The 20,421-nt window shown below is 72.9% G+C and carries 16 protein-coding genes; 9 read left to right on the forward strand and 7 right to left on the reverse strand.

From position 1 onward, the window contains the following. Positions 1–42 precede the first annotated feature (42 nt). Complete coding sequence (locus ACH4KB_RS24225) at positions 43–765, reverse strand: response regulator transcription factor (protein ID WP_398067987.1); 723 nt, start codon at positions 763–765, stop codon at positions 43–45. Between the two features lie 311 nt (positions 766–1,076). On the opposite strand from ACH4KB_RS24225, the gene ACH4KB_RS24230 reads away from it, so the two are divergent. The 8 genes from ACH4KB_RS24230 (at position 1,077) to ACH4KB_RS24265 (ending at position 12,026) form a co-directional block, all read left to right on the forward strand. Further along, positions 1,077–2,378, forward strand: a complete 1,302-nt coding sequence (locus ACH4KB_RS24230; RefSeq protein WP_398067988.1) for a cytochrome P450 — start codon at positions 1,077–1,079, stop codon at positions 2,376–2,378. Then, positions 2,375–3,628, forward strand: a complete 1,254-nt coding sequence (locus ACH4KB_RS24235) for a cytochrome P450 (RefSeq protein ID WP_398067989.1) — start codon at positions 2,375–2,377, stop codon at positions 3,626–3,628. The genes ACH4KB_RS24230 and ACH4KB_RS24235 overlap by 4 nt, the downstream gene beginning before the upstream one ends. 38 nt (positions 3,629–3,666) lie before the next feature. After that, a complete protein-coding gene (locus tag ACH4KB_RS24240; RefSeq protein WP_398067990.1) occupies positions 3,667–3,990 on the forward strand; it encodes a hypothetical protein in 324 nt (107 codons plus the stop codon). A gap of 647 nt (positions 3,991–4,637) precedes the next feature. Then, positions 4,638–6,140, forward strand: coding sequence for an aldehyde dehydrogenase family protein (locus ACH4KB_RS24245; protein ID WP_398067991.1), 1,503 nt, complete (start codon positions 4,638–4,640; stop codon positions 6,138–6,140). A 97-nt stretch (positions 6,141–6,237) separates the two neighbouring features. After that, entirely contained in the window at positions 6,238–7,845 is a 1,608-nt protein-coding gene (locus ACH4KB_RS24250) for a GMC family oxidoreductase (RefSeq protein ID WP_398067992.1), read from the forward strand. Beyond that, positions 7,842–9,065, forward strand: a complete 1,224-nt coding sequence (locus ACH4KB_RS24255) for a glycine betaine/L-proline ABC transporter ATP-binding protein (protein ID WP_398067993.1) — start codon at positions 7,842–7,844, stop codon at positions 9,063–9,065. The genes ACH4KB_RS24250 and ACH4KB_RS24255 overlap by 4 nt, the downstream gene beginning before the upstream one ends. Continuing rightward, positions 9,065–11,050 carry an ABC transporter permease gene (locus ACH4KB_RS24260; protein ID WP_398067994.1) on the forward strand — a complete coding sequence of 662 codons (1,986 nt, stop codon included), beginning with the start codon at positions 9,065–9,067 and terminating at the stop codon, positions 11,048–11,050. Before ACH4KB_RS24255 ends, ACH4KB_RS24260 begins: the two co-directional genes overlap by 1 nt. Before the next feature lies 1 nt (position 11,051). Beyond that, positions 11,052–12,026 (forward strand): ABC transporter substrate-binding protein, encoded by a 975-nt coding sequence (locus tag ACH4KB_RS24265; RefSeq protein WP_398067995.1) that lies wholly within the window; start codon positions 11,052–11,054, stop codon positions 12,024–12,026. A gap of 60 nt (positions 12,027–12,086) precedes the next feature. Here ACH4KB_RS24265 and ACH4KB_RS24270 read toward each other — a convergent pair whose 3' ends face one another. From ACH4KB_RS24270 to ACH4KB_RS24295, 6 genes are all read right to left on the reverse strand, one after another. Further along, positions 12,087–13,454: a cytochrome P450 gene (locus ACH4KB_RS24270; protein ID WP_398067996.1), complete on the reverse strand. Its 1,368-nt coding sequence runs from the start codon at positions 13,452–13,454 to the stop codon at positions 12,087–12,089. 114 nt (positions 13,455–13,568) lie between these two features. After that, a complete protein-coding gene (locus ACH4KB_RS24275; protein ID WP_398067997.1) occupies positions 13,569–14,009 on the reverse strand; it encodes a hypothetical protein in 441 nt (146 codons plus the stop codon). Between the two features lie 61 nt (positions 14,010–14,070). Beyond that, entirely contained in the window at positions 14,071–15,651 is a 1,581-nt protein-coding gene (locus ACH4KB_RS24280) for an aspartate:alanine exchanger family transporter (RefSeq protein ID WP_398068143.1), read from the reverse strand. Between the two features lie 99 nt (positions 15,652–15,750). Then, entirely contained in the window at positions 15,751–16,608 is an 858-nt protein-coding gene (locus tag ACH4KB_RS24285; RefSeq protein WP_398067998.1) for a hypothetical protein, read from the reverse strand. Then, complete coding sequence (locus ACH4KB_RS24290; RefSeq protein WP_398067999.1) at positions 16,608–17,888, reverse strand: VWA domain-containing protein; 1,281 nt, start codon at positions 17,886–17,888, stop codon at positions 16,608–16,610. The genes ACH4KB_RS24285 and ACH4KB_RS24290 overlap by 1 nt, the downstream gene beginning before the upstream one ends. A 41-nt stretch (positions 17,889–17,929) precedes the next feature. Next, the gene (locus ACH4KB_RS24295) at positions 17,930–18,589 is read right to left on the reverse strand and encodes a TetR/AcrR family transcriptional regulator (RefSeq protein ID WP_398068000.1); all 660 of its coding nucleotides are present in this window, start codon (positions 18,587–18,589) and stop codon (positions 17,930–17,932) included. 156 nt (positions 18,590–18,745) lie between these two features. On the opposite strand from ACH4KB_RS24295, the gene ACH4KB_RS24300 reads away from it, so the two are divergent. Then, entirely contained in the window at positions 18,746–20,365 is a 1,620-nt protein-coding gene (locus tag ACH4KB_RS24300; protein WP_398068001.1) for an ABC-F family ATP-binding cassette domain-containing protein, read from the forward strand. The last annotated feature ends 56 nt before the right edge of the window (positions 20,366–20,421 follow it).

Raw genomic sequence — 20,421 nt, forward strand, 5'->3', positions numbered from 1 at the left:
CCCGTCCCGCGCACGACCGCCCCGTCGTCCCCGTCGCGCACCCTACGCACGCCGGGCCGCCTTCGCCGGATCGGTGAGCTTGTATCCGACGCCGAACACGGTGAGCAGGCGCTCCGGCCGCCGCGGGGCCCGCTCGATCTTCTTGCGCAGGTTCATGACGTGCACGTCGACGGTTCGGGCGCTGATGTAGCGGTCGAACCCGTGGAGCTCCTCCAGCAGCCGCTGACGGGTGAACACCCGGTCGGGTCCCGCCGCCAGGGCCGCCAGGATCCGGAACTCGCCCGGGGTGCACTCCACCGCACCGCCGCCCACGGACACCTCGTGCCGCGCCGGGTCGACCACCAGGGCGCCGACACGCAGAACCGGGTCCTCGGCCACCGGCTCCGGGGCGGCGGCGCGCCGGGTGCGCCGCAACAGGGTACGGACGCGGGCCATCAGCTCGCGCGGACTGTAGGGCTTGGTCATGTAGTCGTCGGCACCGAGGTCGAGACCGAGCAGGAGGTCGTCCTCGGTCGAGCGGGCGGTCAGCATCAGCACCGGCAGCTCGCGGTTCTCGGACCGCAGTACGCGCACCACGTCCAGGCCGTCGGCCCGGGGCATCATCACATCGAGAACGAGCAGGTCGGGTTCCTGGTGCCGGACGGCGTCGAGCGCGGCGAGGCCGTCGCCCACGATCCGTACGGCGTGTCCTTCCCGTTCCAGATAGCGGCGTACGAGCTCGGCCTGCTTCTCGTCGTCCTCGGCAACTATGACGTCAGCGCACACGCCCCGATCGTAGAGCGGCGGGACAGCGGTGCGAGTCCGGGGCGGCCCCCGTGCCGTCCACATCCCGGACGCGACCCCGACCGGGGCCGACGGCCGCCGGTGCCCGGCCGCGCCCTCGCGGCGATGCCGACCTTGTGATCAAAGGTGTGCAGATGTCATGGGAGAACGGGCGGAACGTGAGGTCGAAACGTTCGGAGTTCGGGCGAAGATGAGCGCGAACACCTCCGGTGTTTCACGCAACCTCCCTATAGTGGTGCCGCGTTGATCGTATGGTCGCAACGCGCGAAGCCGCCGCCCCTGGAGTCCGTACGATGACGAACCCCTCGTCCGCCACGCCCGCGTCCACGGCCGGCGCCGGCGGAGGCTGCCCCGCGGGCGCCGGTACGGGCGCCGTCGCGCTGGGCGGGCCCGGCTTCCCCACCGAGCCGCAGGAGCTCTACCGGTCCATGCGGCGCGACCACGGCCCCGTCGTCCCCGTCGAACTGCCCGGCGGCCTTCCCGCCTGGCTGGTGATCGGCTACCGGGAACTCCACCAGGTCACCAGCGACGGGGAGCTGTTCCCCCGGGACGTCTCCCTGTGGAACCAGTGGGGACACGTGCCCGCCGACTGGCCGCTGCTGCCGATGGTGGGCACCCCCATGCCGTCCATCTACTTCACCGCCGGAGCCGAGCACCGCCGGCACGTCGACATGGTCGTACCGGCTCTCGAAGGGGCGGACCCCTTCGAAATCCGACAGCACTGCGAGCAGTTGGCCGACCGTCTCATCGACGCCGTCTGCACCCGGGGCACCGCCGACCTCGTCGCCGAGTTCGCCGAACCGCTGCCCGTCCTCGTGCTCGCCCGGCTCGTCGGCTTCCCCGACGACGAGGGCGCCGACATCGCGCGGGTGCTCAAGGACCTCGCCGACGGCGGCCCCGGCGCGCAGAAGGCGCACCTGAGCTTCGGTGAGCACATGCGGCGCCTGGTCGCGGCCAAGCGGGCGCGGCCCGGCGACGACGTGACCTCCCGGATGCTCGCCCACCCCGAGCCGTTCACGGACGAGGAGTACGCGCTCGACCTGATGGCCATCACGGCCGCCGGCCACCTGACCACCGCCGACTGGATCAGCAACTCCACCCGGCTGATGCTCACCGAGGACCAGTTCGCCGACGCCCTGTCCGGCGGCCGGCACAGTGTCGCCGAGGCCATGAACGAAGTGCTCTGGGAGGACGGGCCCACCCAGATCCTGGCCGGCCGCTGGGCCGCGCGCGACACCCGGCTCGGCGGCCGGAACATCGCCCGCGGCGACATGCTGCTCCTCGGCCTCGGCGCGGCCAACGCCGACCCGCACATCCGGCAGCAGGTCACCGCCTCCGCCGTCCGCTCCGGGCAGGGCGGCAACAGCGCGCACCTGGCCTTCAGCCACGGCGAGTACCGCTGCCCCTTCCCCGCCCAGGAGATCGCCGAGATCATCGCCCGTACCGGCATCGAGGTGCTGCTGGACCGGCTGCCCGACCTCGAACTGGCCGTCCCCGCCACCGAACTGGTCCGCCGGCCGTCCGCGTTCCTGCGCGGGACGACCGCCCTGCCCGTCCGCTTCACCCCCGTACGCACGACAGGAGACGCGTTGTGAACTGCCCGCACACTGCCGCCGCGCCGGCCGGCCGGGGGGCCGGGACCGTCGTCATCGACCCCATGGTCCAGGACCTGGACGGCGAGACCGCACGGCTGCGCGACGCCGGGGTTCTCGCCCGGATCGACCTGCTCGGCGTACCGGCCTGGACGGTCACCCGGCACGCCGAGGCACGCCAACTCCTCCTCGACGCGCGGCTGGTGAAGAACATCGACGCCTGGGGCCTCTGGCAGAGCGGCGCGGTGACCCACGCGTGGCCGCTGATCGGCATGATCGACGCCGGGCGCTCCATGTTCACCGTCGACGGAGCCGAGCACCGGCGGCTGCGCACCAAGACCTCGCAGGCGCTCACCCCCCGCCGCCTGGAGGCGATCCGCCCGCAGATCGAGAAGTTCACCCAGGAGCTCCTGGACGCCCTCGACGCCGCGCAGGGGGACGACGGGGTCGTCGACCTGAAGGCGGTCTTCGCCCAGCCGCTGCCGATGCGGGTGGTGGGCATGCTCATGGGCGTGGACGAGTCCCAGCACGCCATGCTGACCAGGCAGTACAAGGCGTTCTTCTCCATGCTCACCCCGCAGGACGAACGCCTCGCGCTGCTGGCCGAGTTGGACGTCTTCTACACCGACCTCGTACGCGAGAAGACCGCCCGGCCCACGGACGACCTCACCAGCGCGCTCATCCTGGCCGAGGAGGGCGGCGAGCCGCTCACCGAGGAGGAGGTGGTGGGCAACCTCAAGGCCATGGTCGCCGCCGGGCACGAGACCACCATCGGGCTCGTCCTCAACGCCGTACGCGCCCTCCTCGCCCACCCCGACCAGCTGCGCATGGTGCTCGCCGGGGAGGCCGGCTGGGACGCGGTGATCGAGGAGACGCTGCGCTGGGACACCCCCACCACCCACCTGCTGATGCGGTTCGCCACCGAGGACATCGCCGTCGGAGACGAGGTGATCCGCAAGGGCGAGGGAGTCGTCGTCTCCTACCGGGCCATCGGACGCGACATCGAGCAGCACGGCCCCGACGCCGACGCCTTCGACATCACCCGGCCCACCCGGAACCGCCACATGACCTTCGGCCACGGCCCGCACATCTGCCCCGGCGCCGCCCTGTCGCGCGTCGAGGCGGGCATCGCCCTGCCCGCTCTGTTCACGCGGTTCCCCGGACTCCGCCTCGCCGTCCCGGACGCGGAGATCACCAAGCTTCCGGTGATGACGCAGAACGACATGACCGCCTTCCCGGTCCTCCTGGGCTGACGACGGAACCGGCCAGGGGTGGGGAGGGGAGAGGCCGCATGCCCTCCGGACCGGGCTTCCTGGCGCTCCCGCCGCATCGCTCCGGCACGGCCTCCCTCCTGTCCGGCGCGGCACGCCGACGCGGCTTGGAGGTGACCGTGCTGCCCGCCGACGGAGTCCCGGAGCGGTACCGGGGGAGGGAGGACGGGCACTACTACGGCGGCCCGAGCTTCGGTGCCCGGGTCGCGGGTCCGCTCGGGGTGGCGCTCCTGGAGCCCCACGACGGGCGGCTGGACGCCCTTCCCGGCGCCTTCACCGGCCGGAGCGTCAGCCGGGTGCCCCTCTCCGAGGCCCGCCGCCGAACCGGCCCGCCCGGACCGTGATCGTACGACGTGATCGCACGGGTTTCCGGAAGGCAACCCATTCGTCATGATGGGAAGGGACGGGTGGCATCGTGTGCCGCCGGACCGAAAAGGGGGGAAACGCCTTGCACCGGCTCGTCGCCGGACTGACCCGCACCGTCGACGGCTGGCTCCGCGAACCCGTGGACGGGCCGTGGCACGGGCCCGCGCGGCGGCGGCCGGTCACCGGGTCGAGTGGCGGCTGCGCAATCTGCGGTGCGCGGACGAGGAGCGCGCCGGCCTGGACACTGCGCTGCGCACGGGGGCTCCGCCGCCGCCCGTAGGACAGCCCCTGCTCGTCCCGGCCTCGGAACGTACCCACTGGCAGGATGTGTGGGGCGCCCTCCGCCCGGACATCGCGCTGTACCTCCGCCCGGACAGCGCGCCGGACAGCGCGCCGGACAGTGCGAAGGTCGACCGGCACCGGGCGGCCCGCACGGAGGGGCCGGGAGCCTCTCGGGCAGGTCGTGTCCGCGTGAGGCGCATCACTCAGCGTGAAATTCTCGGCATACATTCCGCCGGACCGGGGAGGGGACCAGGCCGCTGGTGCGGCCGTACCCCGGTTCACCGCGCAGCATGCCCCGGCCGAACCGGAGGGGGCATTTCAGGCACGGAAGGCGAAAATCGACATGTCGGCGCTCAATACCATCCACATCGACGGCACCTGGCGGGCCGCCGGATCAGGCGCGACGCGCGAGGTCATCGACCCCGCCGACGCCACCGTCCTGGCCGTCGTCGCGGAGGGCGGGGCCGAGGACGCCGACGCGGCGATCGCGGCGGCGCGACGCGCCTTCGACGACGGCCCCTGGCCGCACAAGCCGGTCGCGGAGCGGGCCGGGCTGCTGCGCCGCGTCGCCGAGCTGCTCCAGCGGGACCGCGAGGAGATCGCGATCACCGAGAGCCGCGACACCGGCAAGACCCTCGAAGAGGGCCGGGTCGACGTCGACGACGTGACCAATGCCTTCCGCTACTTCGCCGACCTCGTGATGAACGAGAGCGGCGGCCGGGTCGTCGACGCGGGCGACCCCGACGTCCACAGCATCGTCGTCCACGAGCCCGTCGGCGTCTGTGCCCTGATCGCCCCCTGGAACTACCCCCTCCTCCAGGCCAGCTGGAAGATCGCCCCGGCCCTCGCCGCCGGCAACACCTTCGTGCTCAAGCCCAGCGAGGTCACCCCGCTCTCCACCGTCCACCTGATCCGGCTGCTCTCCGAAGCCGGTCTCCCCGACGGTGCGGCCAACCTCGTCACCGGCGCGGGCGACCCGGTGGGCGCGCGCCTCTCCGAGCACCCGGACGTGGACCTGGTCTCCTTCACCGGCGGCCTCGCCAGCGGTACGAAGGTGGCCCAGGCCGCCGCGCCGACCGTGAAGAAGGTCGCCCTGGAGCTGGGCGGCAAGAACCCCAACGTGGTCTTCGCCGACGCCTGCGCCACCGACGAGGGCTTCGACACCGCCGTCGACCAGGCGCTGAACGCCGCGTTCTTCCACAGCGGCCAGGTCTGCTCCGCCGGGGCCCGACTGATCGTCCAGGACTCGGTCAGCGACCGGTTCGTCACCGAGCTGGCCCGCCGCGCCGACGCCATCCGCCTCGGCCGGGGCACCCTCGACGGCGTCGAGTGCGGCCCCCTCGTCTCCGCCCAGCAACTCGCCAAGGTCGAGGCGTACGTCGCCTCCGCCCGCGAGGAGGGCGCGATCGTCCGGGCCGGCGGCGAACGCCCGGCCCCCAGTGACGTACGGCCCGAGGGCGGCTACTTCTACCGGCCGACCGTCCTCGACGGCTGCCACCGCGAGATGCGGGTGGTCCGCGAGGAGACCTTCGGCCCGATCCTCACCGTCGAGACCTTCCGCACCGAGGAAGAGGCCATCACGCTGGCCAACGACACCGACTACGGCCTCGCGGGCGCCGTCTGGACGACCGACGCGGGCCGGGCCCGCCGGGTCGCCGGACGGCTGCGCCACGGCACCGTCTGGATCAACGACTACCACCCCTACCTGCCGCAGGCCGAATGGGGCGGCTTCGGAAAGTCCGGCACGGGGCGCGAGCTCGGCCCGACGGGGCTCGCCGAGTACCGCGAGTCCAAGCACATCTACCAGAACCTGAACCCGCGCCCCCAGCGCTGGTTCGCCGGCTGACGTCCGCGGGGGCACGGAAACACTCAACCCCGTTCCCCCGCCCGGCTGTTCGCAGCATCACGTACACGCACGAACCTTGCAGAAGGAGCAGTGACCGATGCCTTCCACCCCCCGCAGCACCGCAGTCCCCGACGGCCCCGTGGCCGACTACGTGATCGTCGGCGGCGGCACCGCCGGATCAGTCATCGCCTCCAGGCTCACCGAGGACCCGGACGTCACCGTCACGGTCATCGAGGGCGGCCCCACCGACCTCGGCCGCGACGACGTGCTGACCCTGCGCCGCTGGCTCGGCCTGCTCGGCGGCGACCTGGACTACGACTACCCCACCACCGAACAGCCGCGCGGCAACTCCCACATCCGGCACAGCCGGGCCCGGGTGCTCGGCGGCTGCTCCTCGCACAACACCCTCATCAGCTTCAAGCCGCTGCCCGGCGACTGGGACGAGTGGGCCGAGGCGGGCGCCGAGGGCTGGAGCGCGGCCGCGATGGACCCGTACTTCGCCAAGCTGCGCAACAACATCGTCCCGGTCGACGAGAAGGACCGCAACGCCATCGCCCGCGACTTCGTCGACGCCGCCCAGCAGGCGGCCGGGGTCCCGCGCGTGGACAGCTTCAACAGCAAGCCGTTCCACGAGGGCGTCGGCTTCTTCGACCTCGCCTACCACCCCGAGAACAACAAACGCTCCTCCGCCTCGGTCGCCTACCTCCACCCCCACATCGAGGCCGGCGACCGCCCCGGCCTCCGCATTCTGCTGGAGACCTGGGCGTACCGGCTGGAGTTCGACGGCACCCGCGCCACCGGCGTACACGTGCGAACGAAGGACGGCGAGGAGATACTGCTGCGCGCCGCCCGCGAAGTCATCGTCTGCGCGGGCGCGGTGGACACCCCCCGGCTGCTGCTGCACTCCGGGATCGGTCCGCGCGAGGACCTGGCCGCACTGGGCATCGACGTACGCCACGACCTCCCCGGCGTCGGCGAGAACCTGCTCGACCACCCCGAGTCCGTCATCGTCTGGGAGACCGACGGGCCCATCCCGGAGAACTCCGCGATGGACTCCGACGCGGGACTTTTCGTGCGCCGCGACCCCGGATCCCGGGGCCCGGACCTGATGTTCCACTTCTACCAGATCCCGTTCACCGACAACCCGGAGCGGCTCGGCTACGAGAAGCCCGAGCACGGGGTGTCGATGACCCCGAACATCCCCAAGCCGCGCAGCCGGGGCCGCCTCTACCTCACGAGCGCCGACCCCGAGGTCAAACCGGCCCTGGATTTCCGCTACTTCACCGACGAGGACGACCACGACGGGCGCACCCTGGTCGACGGCATCAAGCTCGCCCGTGAGATAGCGGCCACCGAACCGCTGGCCCACTGGCTGAAGCGCGAGGTCTGCCCCGGGCCCGAGGTCACCTCGGACGAGGACATCAGTGAGTACGCCCGCAAGGTCGCCCACACCGTCTACCACCCGGCCGGCACGTGCCGGATGGGCGCGGCCGACGACCAGCAGGCCGTCGTGGACCCGCAGTTGCGCATTCGGGGCCTGGAAGGCATCCGGATCGCCGACGCCTCCGTCTTCCCGACCATGCCGGCCGTCAACCCGATGATCGGGGTCCTGATGGTCGGCGAGAAGTGCGCCGAACTCCTCGCGGACCGGGCGCGTGACACCGCGCCGGCCACCAGCACCAGCACCGGAGGCGATGTCCGATGACCGGAACCGAGACCCCCAAGGCCACCGGGCCCGCCGATAAGGCCAAGGCCCCCGGGCCCGCCGGGAACGCCGCGTCCGCCGGGAACGCCGGAACCACCGCCACCGACGAGAACCCCGTGTTCTCCGTGCGCGACCTCTGGAAGGTCTTCGGCCCCAAGGCCGACCGGATCCCCGGCGGCGAGCACGCCGCGCTCCCGCCCGCCGAACTGCGTGCCGCCACCGGCTGCACCGCCGCCGTGCGCGACGTCTCCTTCGACGTCCGCAAGGGTGAGGTCTTCGTCGTCATGGGCCTGTCGGGCTCCGGCAAGTCGACCCTCGTACGCTGTCTGACCCGGCTGATCGAGCCCACCAGCGGCACCATCGCCATCGACGGCGAGGACGTCCTCGCGATGGACCGCTCCCGGCTGCGCGAACTGCGCCGCCACCGTGCGGCAATGGTCTTCCAGCACTTCGGACTGCTGCCGCACCGCACGGTGTTGGACAACGTCGCCTACGGCCTGGAGATCCAGGGCCTGAGCAAGCCCGAACGCCGGGCCAAGGCAGCGGAGTTGGTGGCAAAGGTCGGTCTCGCGGGGCTGGAGGACCGCCGACCGTCGCAGCTCTCCGGTGGCCAGCAGCAGCGCGTCGGGCTCGCCCGCGCGCTCGCCGTCGACCCGTCCGTCCTCCTCTTCGACGAGCCGTTCAGCGCGCTGGACCCGCTGATCCGCCGCGAGATGCAGGACGAGGTGGTCCGGCTGCACCGCGAGGAGGGCCGCACCATGGTCTTCATCACCCACGACCTCGGCGAGGCACTGCGCCTCGGCACCCGGATCGCGCTGATGCGCGACGGCGGCATCGTCCAGCTCGGCACCCCCGAGGAGATCGTGGGCTCGCCCGCCGACGACTACGTGCGCGAGTTCGTCCGCGACGTGCCGCGTGAGCAGGTCCTCACCGTCGCCACGGCCATGCGGCCCGCGCTCGCAGGGGAGAGCGAGCGCGGCCCGGCCGTACGCCCCGGGGCCACCGTCTCCGAGGCCATCGAGGCGGTCTCCCGCTCCGGCGACCCCGCCGCCCGGGTGATGGACGGCGGCCGGCTCGTCGGCGTCGTCGACCACGCGGGCCTGCTCGACGTCGTCGCGGGAACGACCGGACCCGGCCACGCGACCGCCTCCGCGTCCGGTGCCCCGGACATCCCCGCCGGCCCCGACGCTCCGGACGGCTTCCGCGAGGTGACCCTCTGATGGCCACCGCACAGGCCACCCCGGCCCGCCCCGCGCAGGCGGGCGCGCGCCGGGGACCACTGGCCGTACTCCGCGACCGCCCGGCGGCGGCGAAGCTCCTGCTGCTCGCGCTCGTCGCCGTCGTCGTCGTCCCTCTCGTGCACGGCCGCTGGGGCGGCGGCGTCTGGCCCGACGCGCTGACCGCCGACCTCTCCGCGCCGCTTGGCGACGTGACGGACTGGATCGTCACCAACCGCGACAGCCATCCGCTGTTCCTCTACTTCTTCGGCCACATCAGCAACGCCGTCGTGCTCTCCGTACGCGGGGTCTACCTGGTCCTCCTGGCCCTCGGCTGGGCCGGCGTCACCGTGTTCGCCGCCGCCGTCGCCTGGCGCGTCGCGGGGATCCGGCTCGCCCTCACCGCTGCCGTCTCGTTCCTGGTCTGCGGGCTGCTCGGCATGTGGGTGCCGACCATGCAGACGCTCGCGCTGATGGCCGTCGCCGTCCTCGCCTCCGTCGTGCTCGGACTGCTCCTCGGACTGGCGGCCGGCCTGTCCGACCGCACGTTCCGCGTCCTGCGCCCGGTGCTCGACACCATGCAGGTGCTGCCCGCCTTCGCGTATCTGCTCCCCGTGGTGCTGGTCTTCGGCATCGGCGTGCCCGGAGCCGTCCTCGCCACCGTCGTCTACGCGGCTCCGCCGATGGCCCGGCTCACCGCGCTCGGCCTGCGCGGCGCGGACGCCGGCGTGATGGAGGCCGTCGCCTCGCTCGGCGCGACCGGACGGCAGCGGCTGCTGAGCGCCCGGCTCCCGCTGGCCCGCAAGGAACTCCTCCTCGGCCTGAACCAGACCATCATGATGGCGCTCTCCATGGCCGTCATCGCCTCCGTGATCGGCGCGGGCGGCCTCGGCGACCGCGTCTACCAGGCGCTGTCCTCCGTGGACGTCGGCGCCGCGCTCGCCGCGGGCATCCCGATCGTGCTGCTGGCCGTCGTCCTGGACCGCACGACGGAGGCGGCCGGCCGCCGCATCGGCGCCGAGCCCACCGGTCCGGCCCTGCTGCGCGGTTGGCGCGGCTGGTCCCTGGCCGCCGTGGTCACCGCTGCCGTCGCCGTCGTCGGACGGGCCACCGACGGCCGGGTGTGGCCCGAGGACGTGACCGTGGCCATCGCCGGACCGGTCAACACCGCCAAGGACTGGATGGTCGACCACCTCTACACCGGGGTGCCCGTCGTCGGCGGGACCGCCGACCTCGCCTCCCACTTCACCAGCGGCGTCCTCAACCCGCTGCGCAGCGGGCTCACCGGCCTGCCCTGGTGGTCGGTGCTGCTGATCGTCGCCGCCCTCGCCTGGACCATCGGCACCTGGCGCACCGCCGCCACCGCCGTCCTCGCCATGGCCGCGATCGGCGTACTCGGCGTGTGGGAGCCGTCCATGGACACCCTCAGCCAGGTGCTCGCCGCCGTCGCCGTCACCCTGGTCCTCGGCTTCGGCGTCGCCGTCGGCGCGGCCCGCAGCGAACGCCTGGAACGGCTGCTGCGACCGGTCCTGGACGTCTTCCAGACCATGCCGCAGTTCGTCTACCTGATCCCCGTCGTCGCCCTCTTCGGCGTCGGCCGCGCCCCCGCCGCCGCTGCCGCCGTGATCTACGCGCTGCCCGCCGTCGTCCGCATCACCACCCAGGGCCTGCGCGGCGTCGACCCGGCGGCCATGGAGTGCGCCCGCTCGCTCGGCGCGACCCGCGGCCAGCAACTGCGCCAGATCCAGATCCCACTGGCCAGGCCCGCCCTGCTGCTCGCCGTCAACCAGGCGGTCGTCCTGGTCCTCGCCGTCGTCATCATCGGCGGACTCGTCGGATCGGGTGCGCTCGGTTACGAGGTGGTCCTCGGCCTCGCCCAGGGCGACCTGGCCACCGGCCTCGTCGCCGGAGCGGCGATCGTCTGCCTCGGCCTGATGCTCGACCGGGTCACCCAGCCCACCACCCGCCGCCAGCGACAGGAGAGCTGAGATGAACCGCTCCCGCACCCGCCTGCTCGTGGCGCTCGCCTCGGCCGGGGCCCTGCTGGTCACGGCCGGCTGCGGCGCCGCCGACATGACCAAGCAGGCCTCGCCCTTCGCGGCCCCCGCCGGCGTCAAGACGGTCACGCTCTCCGTGCAGTCCTGGGTCGGCGCCCAGGCGAACGTCGCCGTGGCGGAGCACCTCCTCAAGGAGAAGCTCGGCTACCGCGTCGACCTCGTCCAGACCGACGAGGTCCCCGCCTGGGACGCCCTCAGCCAGGGCCGCGTCGACGCGATCCTGGAGGACTGGGGCCACCCGGACCAGGAGAAGCTGTACGTCGACGAGAAACAGACCATCGTCCGGGGCGGCGACCTCGGGGTCACCGGCCACATCGGCTGGTACGTGCCGAAGTACTGGGCGGACGAGCACCCCGACGTCACGGACTGGAAGAACCTCGACAAGTACGCGGACCAGCTGAAGACCGCCGAGAGCGGCGGCAAGGGCCAGCTGATGGACGGCTCGCCCTCCTACGTCACCAACGACGTGGCCCTGGTGAAGAACCTGGACCTGGACTACAAGGTGGTCTTCGCCGGCTCCGAGGCGGCCCAGATCACCCAGATCCAGCAGTTCGCCAAGGAGAAGAAGCCCTTCCTCAGCTACTGGTACCAGCCGCAGTGGCTGTTCAACGAGGTGCCGATGGTCGAGGTGAGACTCCCCGAGTACACCGACGCGTGCGCGGCCAAGGACCCGGCGGACATCGACTGCGCGTACCCGACCACACCGCTGCAGAAGTTCCTCAACGCCGACTTCGCCGAGCGCGGCGGCGAGGCGTCCGCGTTCCTGAAGAAGTTCCACTGGTCGGAGAAGGACCAGAACGAGGTCTCCGAGATGATCGCCTCGCAGAAGCTCGACCCCCAGGAGGCGGCGAAGCGCTGGATCGAGCGCCACCCGGACGTCTGGAAGAAGTGGCTTCCGCAGGACTGAGGTCGCGCCGCCCGGCTCCCGGAGGGGAGCCGGGCATGATCCGAATCCGGACGAGAGGCCCTACCGCGCCCGGACCGTCGCCAGCACGTCCCGGTCCGGCTGGAGCGTCAGACCCGTCAGCGGCCTGATCTCGCCAGGGTCCACGTCCAGGGTGAATCGGCGGGCCAGCACGGCGAGGAGGAGGACGGACTCCACCATCGCGAAGCGCGTGCCGATGCAGACCCGGGGACCCCCACCGAACGGGAACCACGCGTACTCCGGGATCTCGTCCCCGTCCTCGGCGTCCCAGCGTTCGGGCCGGAACTCCTCCGGTTCGGGGAACCAGCGGGCGTCGCGGTGCGTGGCCCACTGACTGCTCCACACCCGGGTGCCCTCCTCGACCGGCAGACCGCCGATCGTCGCCCCTTCCTTCGCGATCCCGGTGATCAGCCAGATCGCCGGGAACAGCCGCAGGGTCTCCTTCACCACGGCCTGGGCGTAGGCCAGTTGTGCGTAGTCGTCGAAGCCGGGCTCCCGGTCGCCGAGTACCCGGTCCAGCTCCTCGGCGAGCGCGTCGCGGACGCGGGGGTTGCGGGCGAGCAGGTACCACGCCCACACCAGCGTCGTGCTCGTCGTCTCATGGCCGCCGATGTACAGCGTGACCGCCTCGTCCCGGATCTCCTCGTCGCTGAGGTGCGTCCCGCTCTCGTCGACGGCGGTGAGCAACCGGCTGAGCAGGTCGGGGCGTTCCTCCTCGCCGCCCCGGTGCCGGGCGACGACCCGGCGTACCTCGGCGTCGATGACGGCCGCGGCCTTCCTGATCCGCGCCCGGCCCGGTGTCGGCACCCAGTCCGGCAGCAGTGCCCCGAGCCCGGCGAACTCCTTGCCGATCTCCATCTGGGCGACGTCCATCGCCCGGCCCATCGCCTCGGAGTCCGCGGGGGTGTCCACCCCGAAGATCGTGCGTACCGCGATCTTCTGGGTCAGTGCGGACATCTCCCGCTTGACGTCGACCCGTTGGCCGTCCGCCAGGCTGTCCGCGAGCTCCACCGCACAGCCCGCCATCGTGGCCGCGTACGACGTGACCTGCTTGGGCCGCACGGAGGGCTGCACCAGCGAGCGCTTGCGCCGCCAGTCCCGGCCCCGCGCCACGAGCATCCCGTTGCCCAGCACCGTACGGAACGCGATGCCGAGCTTCGGCTGGTCGAAGGTGCGCTCCGTCTCCGTGAGCAGCTCGCCCACCAGGGCCGGGTCGGCGAGGAAGACGCACCGGTTGCGTCCGAACCGCCAGCGCACCAGGTCCCCGTGGCCACGCAGGAGTTCGAAGAAGGCGAGAGGGTTCTTGCCGAACTGCGGCAGGTTCCCCACGAGCGGCAGCCCCTTGGGCCCCGGCACGAACGCATGGCCGCGAGGCTGGGTGTCGCGTGCCGGGCCGGTCTGCGTGGACATCGAGGAACTCCGCTCCCTGGGGCACGCCACTGCCGGCGCGCGACTGTTCGAGCACCATCGAACAGGATGGTGGCAGCGCTCCACCAGGGCGACGGCAGGCGTGGCCGGAATCCGTCAGGTGCCGTGCGGCGCGGGCGGGTCGAGGACAGTGGCCGGACGGGTGCTCCCGGAGCGGGGCACCACGACGACCTGGTGCTCGTCCTCGTACACGATCCGGCCGGGATCCGCCGACTCCAGCCGCACGCACGGCACTCCGTGCGCGGTCAGCAGCGCGAGGTAACCGGGGATCCTGTCCAGCAAATGGGCCGCCGTCCCCTTGAACCAGGCCACCGCCCCAGGGTTGACCCCGGGGTCGTACACCGTCGGGTCGATCCGCGAGGGGTCGGTGTAGGCGGCGTCGTACCAGTCGTTCGCCGCCCGCCAGAAGCGGTGCTGCTCCTCGGTCAGGCGGCCCTCCCGGGCCAGGCCGTTGGCCAGCGCGAAGATGCCGGGGAAGTGGCCCCGGGGGCTCCGTACGGTGCTCTGGAACCGTACGTACGTCGTCGTCCCGCCCATTCCGTCTCCCTCCGCCAGGACCGTGAAGGGCTCAGCGTAGGTCCGGCTCGGGCGGCGCGGTTCAGAGACCGACGATCAGCTGGATGCAGACGATCTTGACCAGGATGGCGAGCGCGAACAGCGTCGAGTAGCCGTTGTTGATCCGGCTGTCGCTCGCCCGGCTGTTGGCGTACGCCACGATCGCCGGGTTGCCGACGTAGCCCGACAGCAGCCCCATCGTCCGCTCCCGGCTCTGCCCCAGCGCCTTCGCGACCAGCACCATCAGGGCGTAGCTGACGACCGCGCCGATCGCCAGCACGGCCGCCAGCTTCAGCCCGAAGAGGGAGAAGGCGTTCTCCCGGAACGAGTAGCCCGAGGTGAGCCCGACGACGGCGAGGAAGAGCAGCAGCCCGATCTGGCGGAGGGTGAGGTTGGCGCGGGTCGGCAGGGTCCACACCAGCGGGCCGGTGCGCCGGCGCCGGCCGAGGACCATCCCCACCACCAGCGGTCCCGCCCCCGTGCCCAGGGCGAGCGTGGTGGAGCCAAGGGTGAGAGAGGGGATGCCGACGAGGAAGCCCAGGGTGAGACCGAGGCCCAGGCTGACCGCGCTGACCTCGCTGACCTTCGCCTCGGTGTCCCCGAGGTACGTGGTGACCTCGCCCGTCCGCTCGCGCGGCATGACCACCCGTACCCGGTCGTCGAGCTGGAGCAGCAGGCCGTCGTGGGCGAGCATGTCGAAGTCGCCGCGCCGCACCCGGCTGACGAGGGCCCCGTACTTCTCGCCGAGCCCGAGCTCCCCGACGGTGTGCCCGGCCAGGTCCGGGTTGGTGAGCAGGACCCGCCGGTAGTCCACCGCACTGCGGTCGTCCAGCAGATGGCGCGGAGCGAGGGACCCGAGCGCGTCCGTCGCCGCCCCTACGTCGTCCTCGCCGCCGACCAGCACGACCTGGTCGCCGGGGGAGAGGCGGCCCAGCTCCCGGGCGACCCGGGTCGCGCCTTCGGCGGGACGGTACTCGCTGGCCAGTACCCGGTGCGCGGCGACGCCGGGCACGTCCGCCCAGCGCGCGTTCCGGGCCACTTGGACCGTACGGGTGACGAGGGCGGCCGGCAGGCCCGGGTCGGGGTCCCGGCGGGCGGTCCAGTGGCGGCGGGCCGCGATCGCCGAGACGCACATGATCGTGATGACGACGGCGAGCGGGTAGCCGATGGCGTACCCCACGGCGGGCTGCGTCGGATCATCCGAGGCGTCCTGGGCGGCTGCGAGACCCGGGGTGGTGGTCCCGATCCCCGCGTATCCGCCCGCGAGGAACGGTCCGTCGATGCCGAACCAGCGGTGTCCGACGAAGCCGACCACCGCCGCGGTGAGGGCCAGGGCCGCCACCGCTCCGGCCATCACCGGGAGCTGGCCGCGCAGTTCACGGAAGAACGCGGGACCCGACTCCAGGCCGACCGTGTACACGTACAGTGCCAGGCCCAGTGCCGAGACCCCGGCCGGCACGGCGGCGGCGATGTCCTCGTCGAGCGCCCCGACGAGGAGGCCGACGAACAGGACGCCGGCCGCGCCGAGCCGGACCGGGCCGAAGCGCACCATGCCGAGCAGCGCGCCGAGCGTGATCACGGCGAACACCGCCACCCACGGATTGTCCGCGAAGAACTGCCACACCGGCCCTGCCTCCCCGGCCTCGACGATCCCGTCCCTGTCGGGGGCCAGGATCTTCGAGGCCGGGGGAGGCCGCCACCCGGGGAGCGGCGGCCACATCTCTCAGACGCGGGGCGGCACGTGGGCCGGCCGGCCCCGGCCCCGCGTCAGCGAGTAACCGAACACGGCCGCCAGCGCGGCGAGCACGCCGCCGCCCGCGGTCCACAGCCAGCGGTCGGTCCACCAGCCCGACGCCCAGCCGTCCTCCGGCTCACCGGCGGACGGCACCCGCGGCGTGCCCGCGTCACCCGTGTCACTGGCGTCGCCTGCCGAGGCGACCGAGACGCCCGGCACCAGCGGCTCGGAGAGCGCACCGTCCACGTCGTGGGCCCCGCCCTGCTCCTGGACGGTCGCCTTCACCTCGGCGCCGACCGGCAGTCCGAGCTCGTCGGCGGGCAGGTCCACCACTGTGAGCCGGACGTAGTAGCTGCCGGGCAGCGGGTCGTTCGCCCACGGCTCGGACCAGGCCCGCACGGGCCGCAGGACGCAGGACAGCTCGACGGTGGCCGCGTCGGCCGCCGCCTTCCTGGTCTGGTGCCCGTACATGCAGGCCTGGCGGCGGCGCAGCCCGTCGTACACGTCGATCTGCCAGGTGGACGTGGAGCGCCGGGCCGCGTTCTCGGGCAGCTTCACCGTGGCCGTGACGGTGGGCCGCTGACCGGCGTCGGCCGGGAACACCCAGTACAGGTAGTCGCCCGCCGAGGCGTGGGCGATGCCGGTCTGGTCCTGCTTCAGCGCGGTGGCCGTGCGGAAGGTGGTGCCGGCCTCGGTGGGGCCCGCCTCGTCCTCGGCGGGGCTCGCGCTCGCCGACGGGTCGTCCGCCACCGCCGCGCCGGCCGAGGTGAGCAGGGTCAGTCCGGCGAGCAGCGCTCCGGTGAGCGCGCGTCCTGTGCCGTGGGTACGGCGAGGGGTGGTGTGCATCAGTTGGTCCTCCATACGGCGACGCGCCAGCGCGAGATCCAGCCGGTCAGCAGGCCCGCGACCAGTCCGGTCAGGACGAGCACGCCGAGGAGCCACCAGCCGCGGCCGAGCCCGAAGGCCGCCACGTCGGAGGCGTCGTCCGGGCCGTCCACCAGGTCCACGGTCAGTTCGACCGGCAGACCGGGTGACTTCTTCACCGAGGCGGGCGCGGAGAAGGAGTGGGCGAGCTGGAGGCAGACGGTCTCGGCGGCGGGCTTGCCGTCTCCGTCGTCGCCGTCCTCCACCTCGGGCTTCGGATAGCGCAGCCCGGACGAGATGACGTCGGTGCGGCCGGCCCCGGCCTCGGAACCCCGGACGATCTCCCGGCCGTGCACGGTCACCGCGCGCAGCAGCACCCCGTAGTCGTCGTCCACGGCACGGTCGGCGGCCACGCTCGCCGAGGCGCGCAGCTCCTGACCGGGCAGCACGGCGACGCGGTACCAGCGGTGCTGGGCGATCTCCGCGCGGTCGGTGTAGAGACCCGGCTTGAGCTCGGGCGCGGCGGAACAGCTCCCGGCCCCCTCGGTCGCCACCGGGGTGATGACCGGCTCGGCGGCCCGGTCCACCAACTGCTTGACCCGGCCGGAGAGTTCGTCCTTGTGCTGGACGGCGGTGTACGTGCCGCCGGTGGCCTCCGCGATGCAGGTCAGCTGCTGGCGGATCTTGGCGTTGGGCACCAGACCCAGCGTGTCCACGACCAGGTGGGTGCCGCGCGCGGCGATCTCCCGGGCCACCTCGCACGGGTCGAGCGGCCCGCAGGTGTCCTCGCCGTCCGTGATGAGCACGATCCGCCGCGAACCCTCCCCGCCCTCCAGGTCGTCGGCCGCGCCGAGCAGGGCCGGGCCGATCGGGGTGAAACCGGTCGGGGCGAGGGTGGCGACGGCGGCCTTGGCCTCGGTACGGTCCAGCGGGCCGACCGGGTAGAGCTGCCGGGTGTCCTTGCAGCCGACCTTGCGGTCCTCACCCGGATAGTCCGCGCCGAGCGTCCGGATGCCGAGCTGCACCTCCTCGGGCGCCGCGTCCAGTACGTCGTTGAACGCCTGCTTGGCGGCGGCCATCCGGGACTGGCCGTCGATGTCGCGGGTCCGCATCGAGCCGCTGACGTCGAGCACCAGCTCGACCTGGGGGGAGGGGGCGGCGGGGGCTTCGTCGGCGGCGGCGGGGATCGCGCTGCCGAGACCGGCGGCCAGGGTGGCGAGCGCTATGCCCACCCCGGTCGTCAGCCGTTTTCTAGTGATCATCGCCGGATCTTATGGAAAATCAGTTCGTATTCCCAACCGGGTCACTTGGGGCCCGCCTCCTCCGGTGCGGGACGGTCGAACGCGCCCGCGGCGGCGGCCAAGGTCGCCGTGGTCGCCGCTCGGGCGGGCAGCTGCGGATCGGGAGCGGTCCGCAGGAGCACCAGCTGGTGGTAGAGCGGTGCGGTGGCGGCGATCAGCAGATGCCGCGCGTCCGTGTGCCGCGGCAGTTCACCGCGCTCGGCGGCGCGCTCGACGATGATCTCGCAGCGCGCGTACCGGTCCTCCCACAGCCGCCGCTGGGCGTCGGCCGCCCGCGCGGAGCGGAACGAGGCGGCCATCAGCGCCTGGGGGATCGACGGCCGTACGACCAGCGACTCCTGGATCTCGTCGTTGAGGGCCGTCAGATCGCCGTGCAGCGAGCCCGTGTCCGCGGGGCCCCAGTCGTCCTCGCCCGCCGCGTCGAGCACATCGGCGAGCAGGCCGCCGACGTCCTCCCAGCGTCGGTAGACCGTGGTCCGGTGGACGCCCGCGCGGGCCGCGACGCCCTCCATCGTGAGCCCCTCGTAACCGTGCTCGCCCAGCTCGGCGCGTACCGCGTCGAGCACCTGGGCACGGACGCGCGCGGTGCGGCCGCCCGGCCGGCGGTCCGGTGCCTGGGCGGCGCGGGCGGGTAGCGGTGGGCCGGCCGGTGCGTCGTTCATCGGGAATCCGGTTGCCCGGCGGTATGGGTCATGGCACCATCTTAAAGCAACAGTTGTCGCACTAGTGGAGTCACCGATGCTCTTCCGAAGCTTTCCCCCGGCCTTGCGGTCCGCCGCCACCACCGCTTCGTCCACGACAGCTTCGGAGTTGCCCGTATGCCAACACAGATCACCGCACTCGCCGTCAGCAAGGCCTTCGACGGCAGGCCCGTTCTCGACTCGGTGAGCTGCTCGCTCGCACAGGGCGAGCGCACCGGAATCGTCGGTGAGAACGGCTCCGGCAAGACGACCCTGCTGCGGCTGCTCGCCGGGCGGGTCAGCCCCGACCGGGGACGCGTCATCCTGCGGGCCGACGGTGGCGTCGGCTACCTCGCCCAGGACGAGCCTCTGCCTGCCGATATGACGGCCCAGCAGGTCATCGACCGCGCGCTGGGCGACCTTCGCGCGATCGAGGCACGTATGCGCCGTCTGGAGGCGGCGATGACCGACGGCGACACATCGGCGCTCGACGCGTACGGCGAGGCCGTCTCCGCCTTCGAGCTGCGCGGCGGCTACGACGCCGACGCCCGGCTGGAGCGCGCCCTGCACGGCCTCGGCCTGAGGCAGGTGGACCGCACCTCGGCCCTGGGCGCCCTCTCCGGCGGGGAGCGGGCCCGGCTCCGGCTGGCGGCGGTGCTGGCGGCCGCTCCGGAGGTGCTGCTCCTCGACGAGCCGACCAACCATCTGGACAAGGCCGCCCTGGCCTGGCTGGAGGAGCACCTGCGCGGCCGCCGGGGCACCACCGTGACCGTCTCCCACGACCGGCGCTTCCTCGAACACGTCGCCACGAGCCTCCTGGAGGTGGACGGGGACCGGCAAGGCGTCGTCCGGTACGGCAACGGCTATGCCGGCTACCTCGCGGAGAAGGCGGCGGCACGGCAACGCTGGGGCCGGCGCCACGAGCGGTGGTGCGAGGAGGTCGACCGGGCGCGCGAGTCGGCGGCTGTCACCGCCCGCCGGGTCGCTCCGGGCCGCCCGATGAAGGACGGCGACAAGCTCTCCTACAACCAGGCCGGGGCCCGGGTGCAGCAGTCCCTGGCCGGCCGGGTCCGCAACGCCGAGGAACGGCTGAACCGCCTGCTGGCCGACCCGGTCCCGGCCCCGCCGGAGCCGTTGAGCTTCTCGCCCGTGCTGCGCGCCGGACCGCTCTCCGGCACCGTGCTCAACGCCGCGGGGGTCTCGGTCGCGGGCCGACTCGGCCCGGTCGACCTCACGGTTCGGGCGGGCGAGCACCTGCTGATCACGGGCGACAACGGCACGGGCAAGACCACCCTGCTGCGCGTCCTCGCCGGAGACCTGACGCCCGACCGGGGCCACGTCGTCAGACGCGGCCGGATCGGCTTCCTCCCCCAGGACCCGGCGCCCGGTCCGGCGCACGAGACGTTGCTGGCCGCCTACGCCCGGGGGCTCCCCGGGGATGCGGACGAGCACGCCGAACGGCTCCTGGCCCTCGGGCTGTTCGACCGTGCCCGGCTGACGGTGCCCGTCGCGCGGCTTTCCACCGGCCAGCGGCAGCGGCTCGCCCTGGCGCGGCTCGTCAGCCGGCCCGCCGACGTCCTGCTGCTCGACGAGCCCACCAACCACCTCTCTCCCGCCCTCACCGAGGAGTTGGAGAGCGCCCTGGCCGGTTTCGCCGGCACGGTCGTCCTCGTCGGCCACGACCGGCTGCTCCGGAACCGTTGGCGGGGCGCCCAGTTGGCGCTGCGGGCCGCCCAGGTCCCCGCGCTCAAAGGCTGAGGCCTCCGCCGGCCCCGTACCCCTACCCGAAGCGAGTGATCACCCTTGTCCCCACG

Source organism: Streptomyces sp. NPDC017520 (assembly GCF_044329855.1).
In the GTDB taxonomy this organism is placed as follows: Bacteria; Actinomycetota; Actinomycetes; order Streptomycetales; family Streptomycetaceae; genus Streptomyces.

Coding starts and splice junctions, on each gene's coding strand:
- ACH4KB_RS24250 (WP_398067992.1), top strand. CDS start 6,238: ATGCCTTCCACCCCCCGCAGCACCGCAGTCCCCGACGGCCCCGTGGCC.
- ACH4KB_RS24260 (WP_398067994.1), top strand. CDS start 9,065: ATGGCCACCGCACAGGCCACCCCGGCCCGCCCCGCGCAGGCGGGCGCG.
- ACH4KB_RS24270 (WP_398067996.1), bottom strand. CDS start 13,454: ATGTCCACGCAGACCGGCCCGGCACGCGACACCCAGCCTCGCGGCCAT.
- ACH4KB_RS24230 (WP_398067988.1), top strand. CDS start 1,077: ATGACGAACCCCTCGTCCGCCACGCCCGCGTCCACGGCCGGCGCCGGC.
- ACH4KB_RS24255 (WP_398067993.1), top strand. CDS start 7,842: ATGACCGGAACCGAGACCCCCAAGGCCACCGGGCCCGCCGATAAGGCC.
- ACH4KB_RS24300 (WP_398068001.1), top strand. CDS start 18,746: ATGCCAACACAGATCACCGCACTCGCCGTCAGCAAGGCCTTCGACGGC.
- ACH4KB_RS24240 (WP_398067990.1), top strand. CDS start 3,667: ATGCCCTCCGGACCGGGCTTCCTGGCGCTCCCGCCGCATCGCTCCGGC.
- ACH4KB_RS24275 (WP_398067997.1), bottom strand. CDS start 14,009: ATGGGCGGGACGACGACGTACGTACGGTTCCAGAGCACCGTACGGAGC.
- ACH4KB_RS24285 (WP_398067998.1), bottom strand. CDS start 16,608: ATGCACACCACCCCTCGCCGTACCCACGGCACAGGACGCGCGCTCACC.
- ACH4KB_RS24290 (WP_398067999.1), bottom strand. CDS start 17,888: ATGATCACTAGAAAACGGCTGACGACCGGGGTGGGCATAGCGCTCGCC.
- ACH4KB_RS24265 (WP_398067995.1), top strand. CDS start 11,052: ATGAACCGCTCCCGCACCCGCCTGCTCGTGGCGCTCGCCTCGGCCGGG.
- ACH4KB_RS24245 (WP_398067991.1), top strand. CDS start 4,638: ATGTCGGCGCTCAATACCATCCACATCGACGGCACCTGGCGGGCCGCC.
- ACH4KB_RS24295 (WP_398068000.1), bottom strand. CDS start 18,589: ATGAACGACGCACCGGCCGGCCCACCGCTACCCGCCCGCGCCGCCCAG.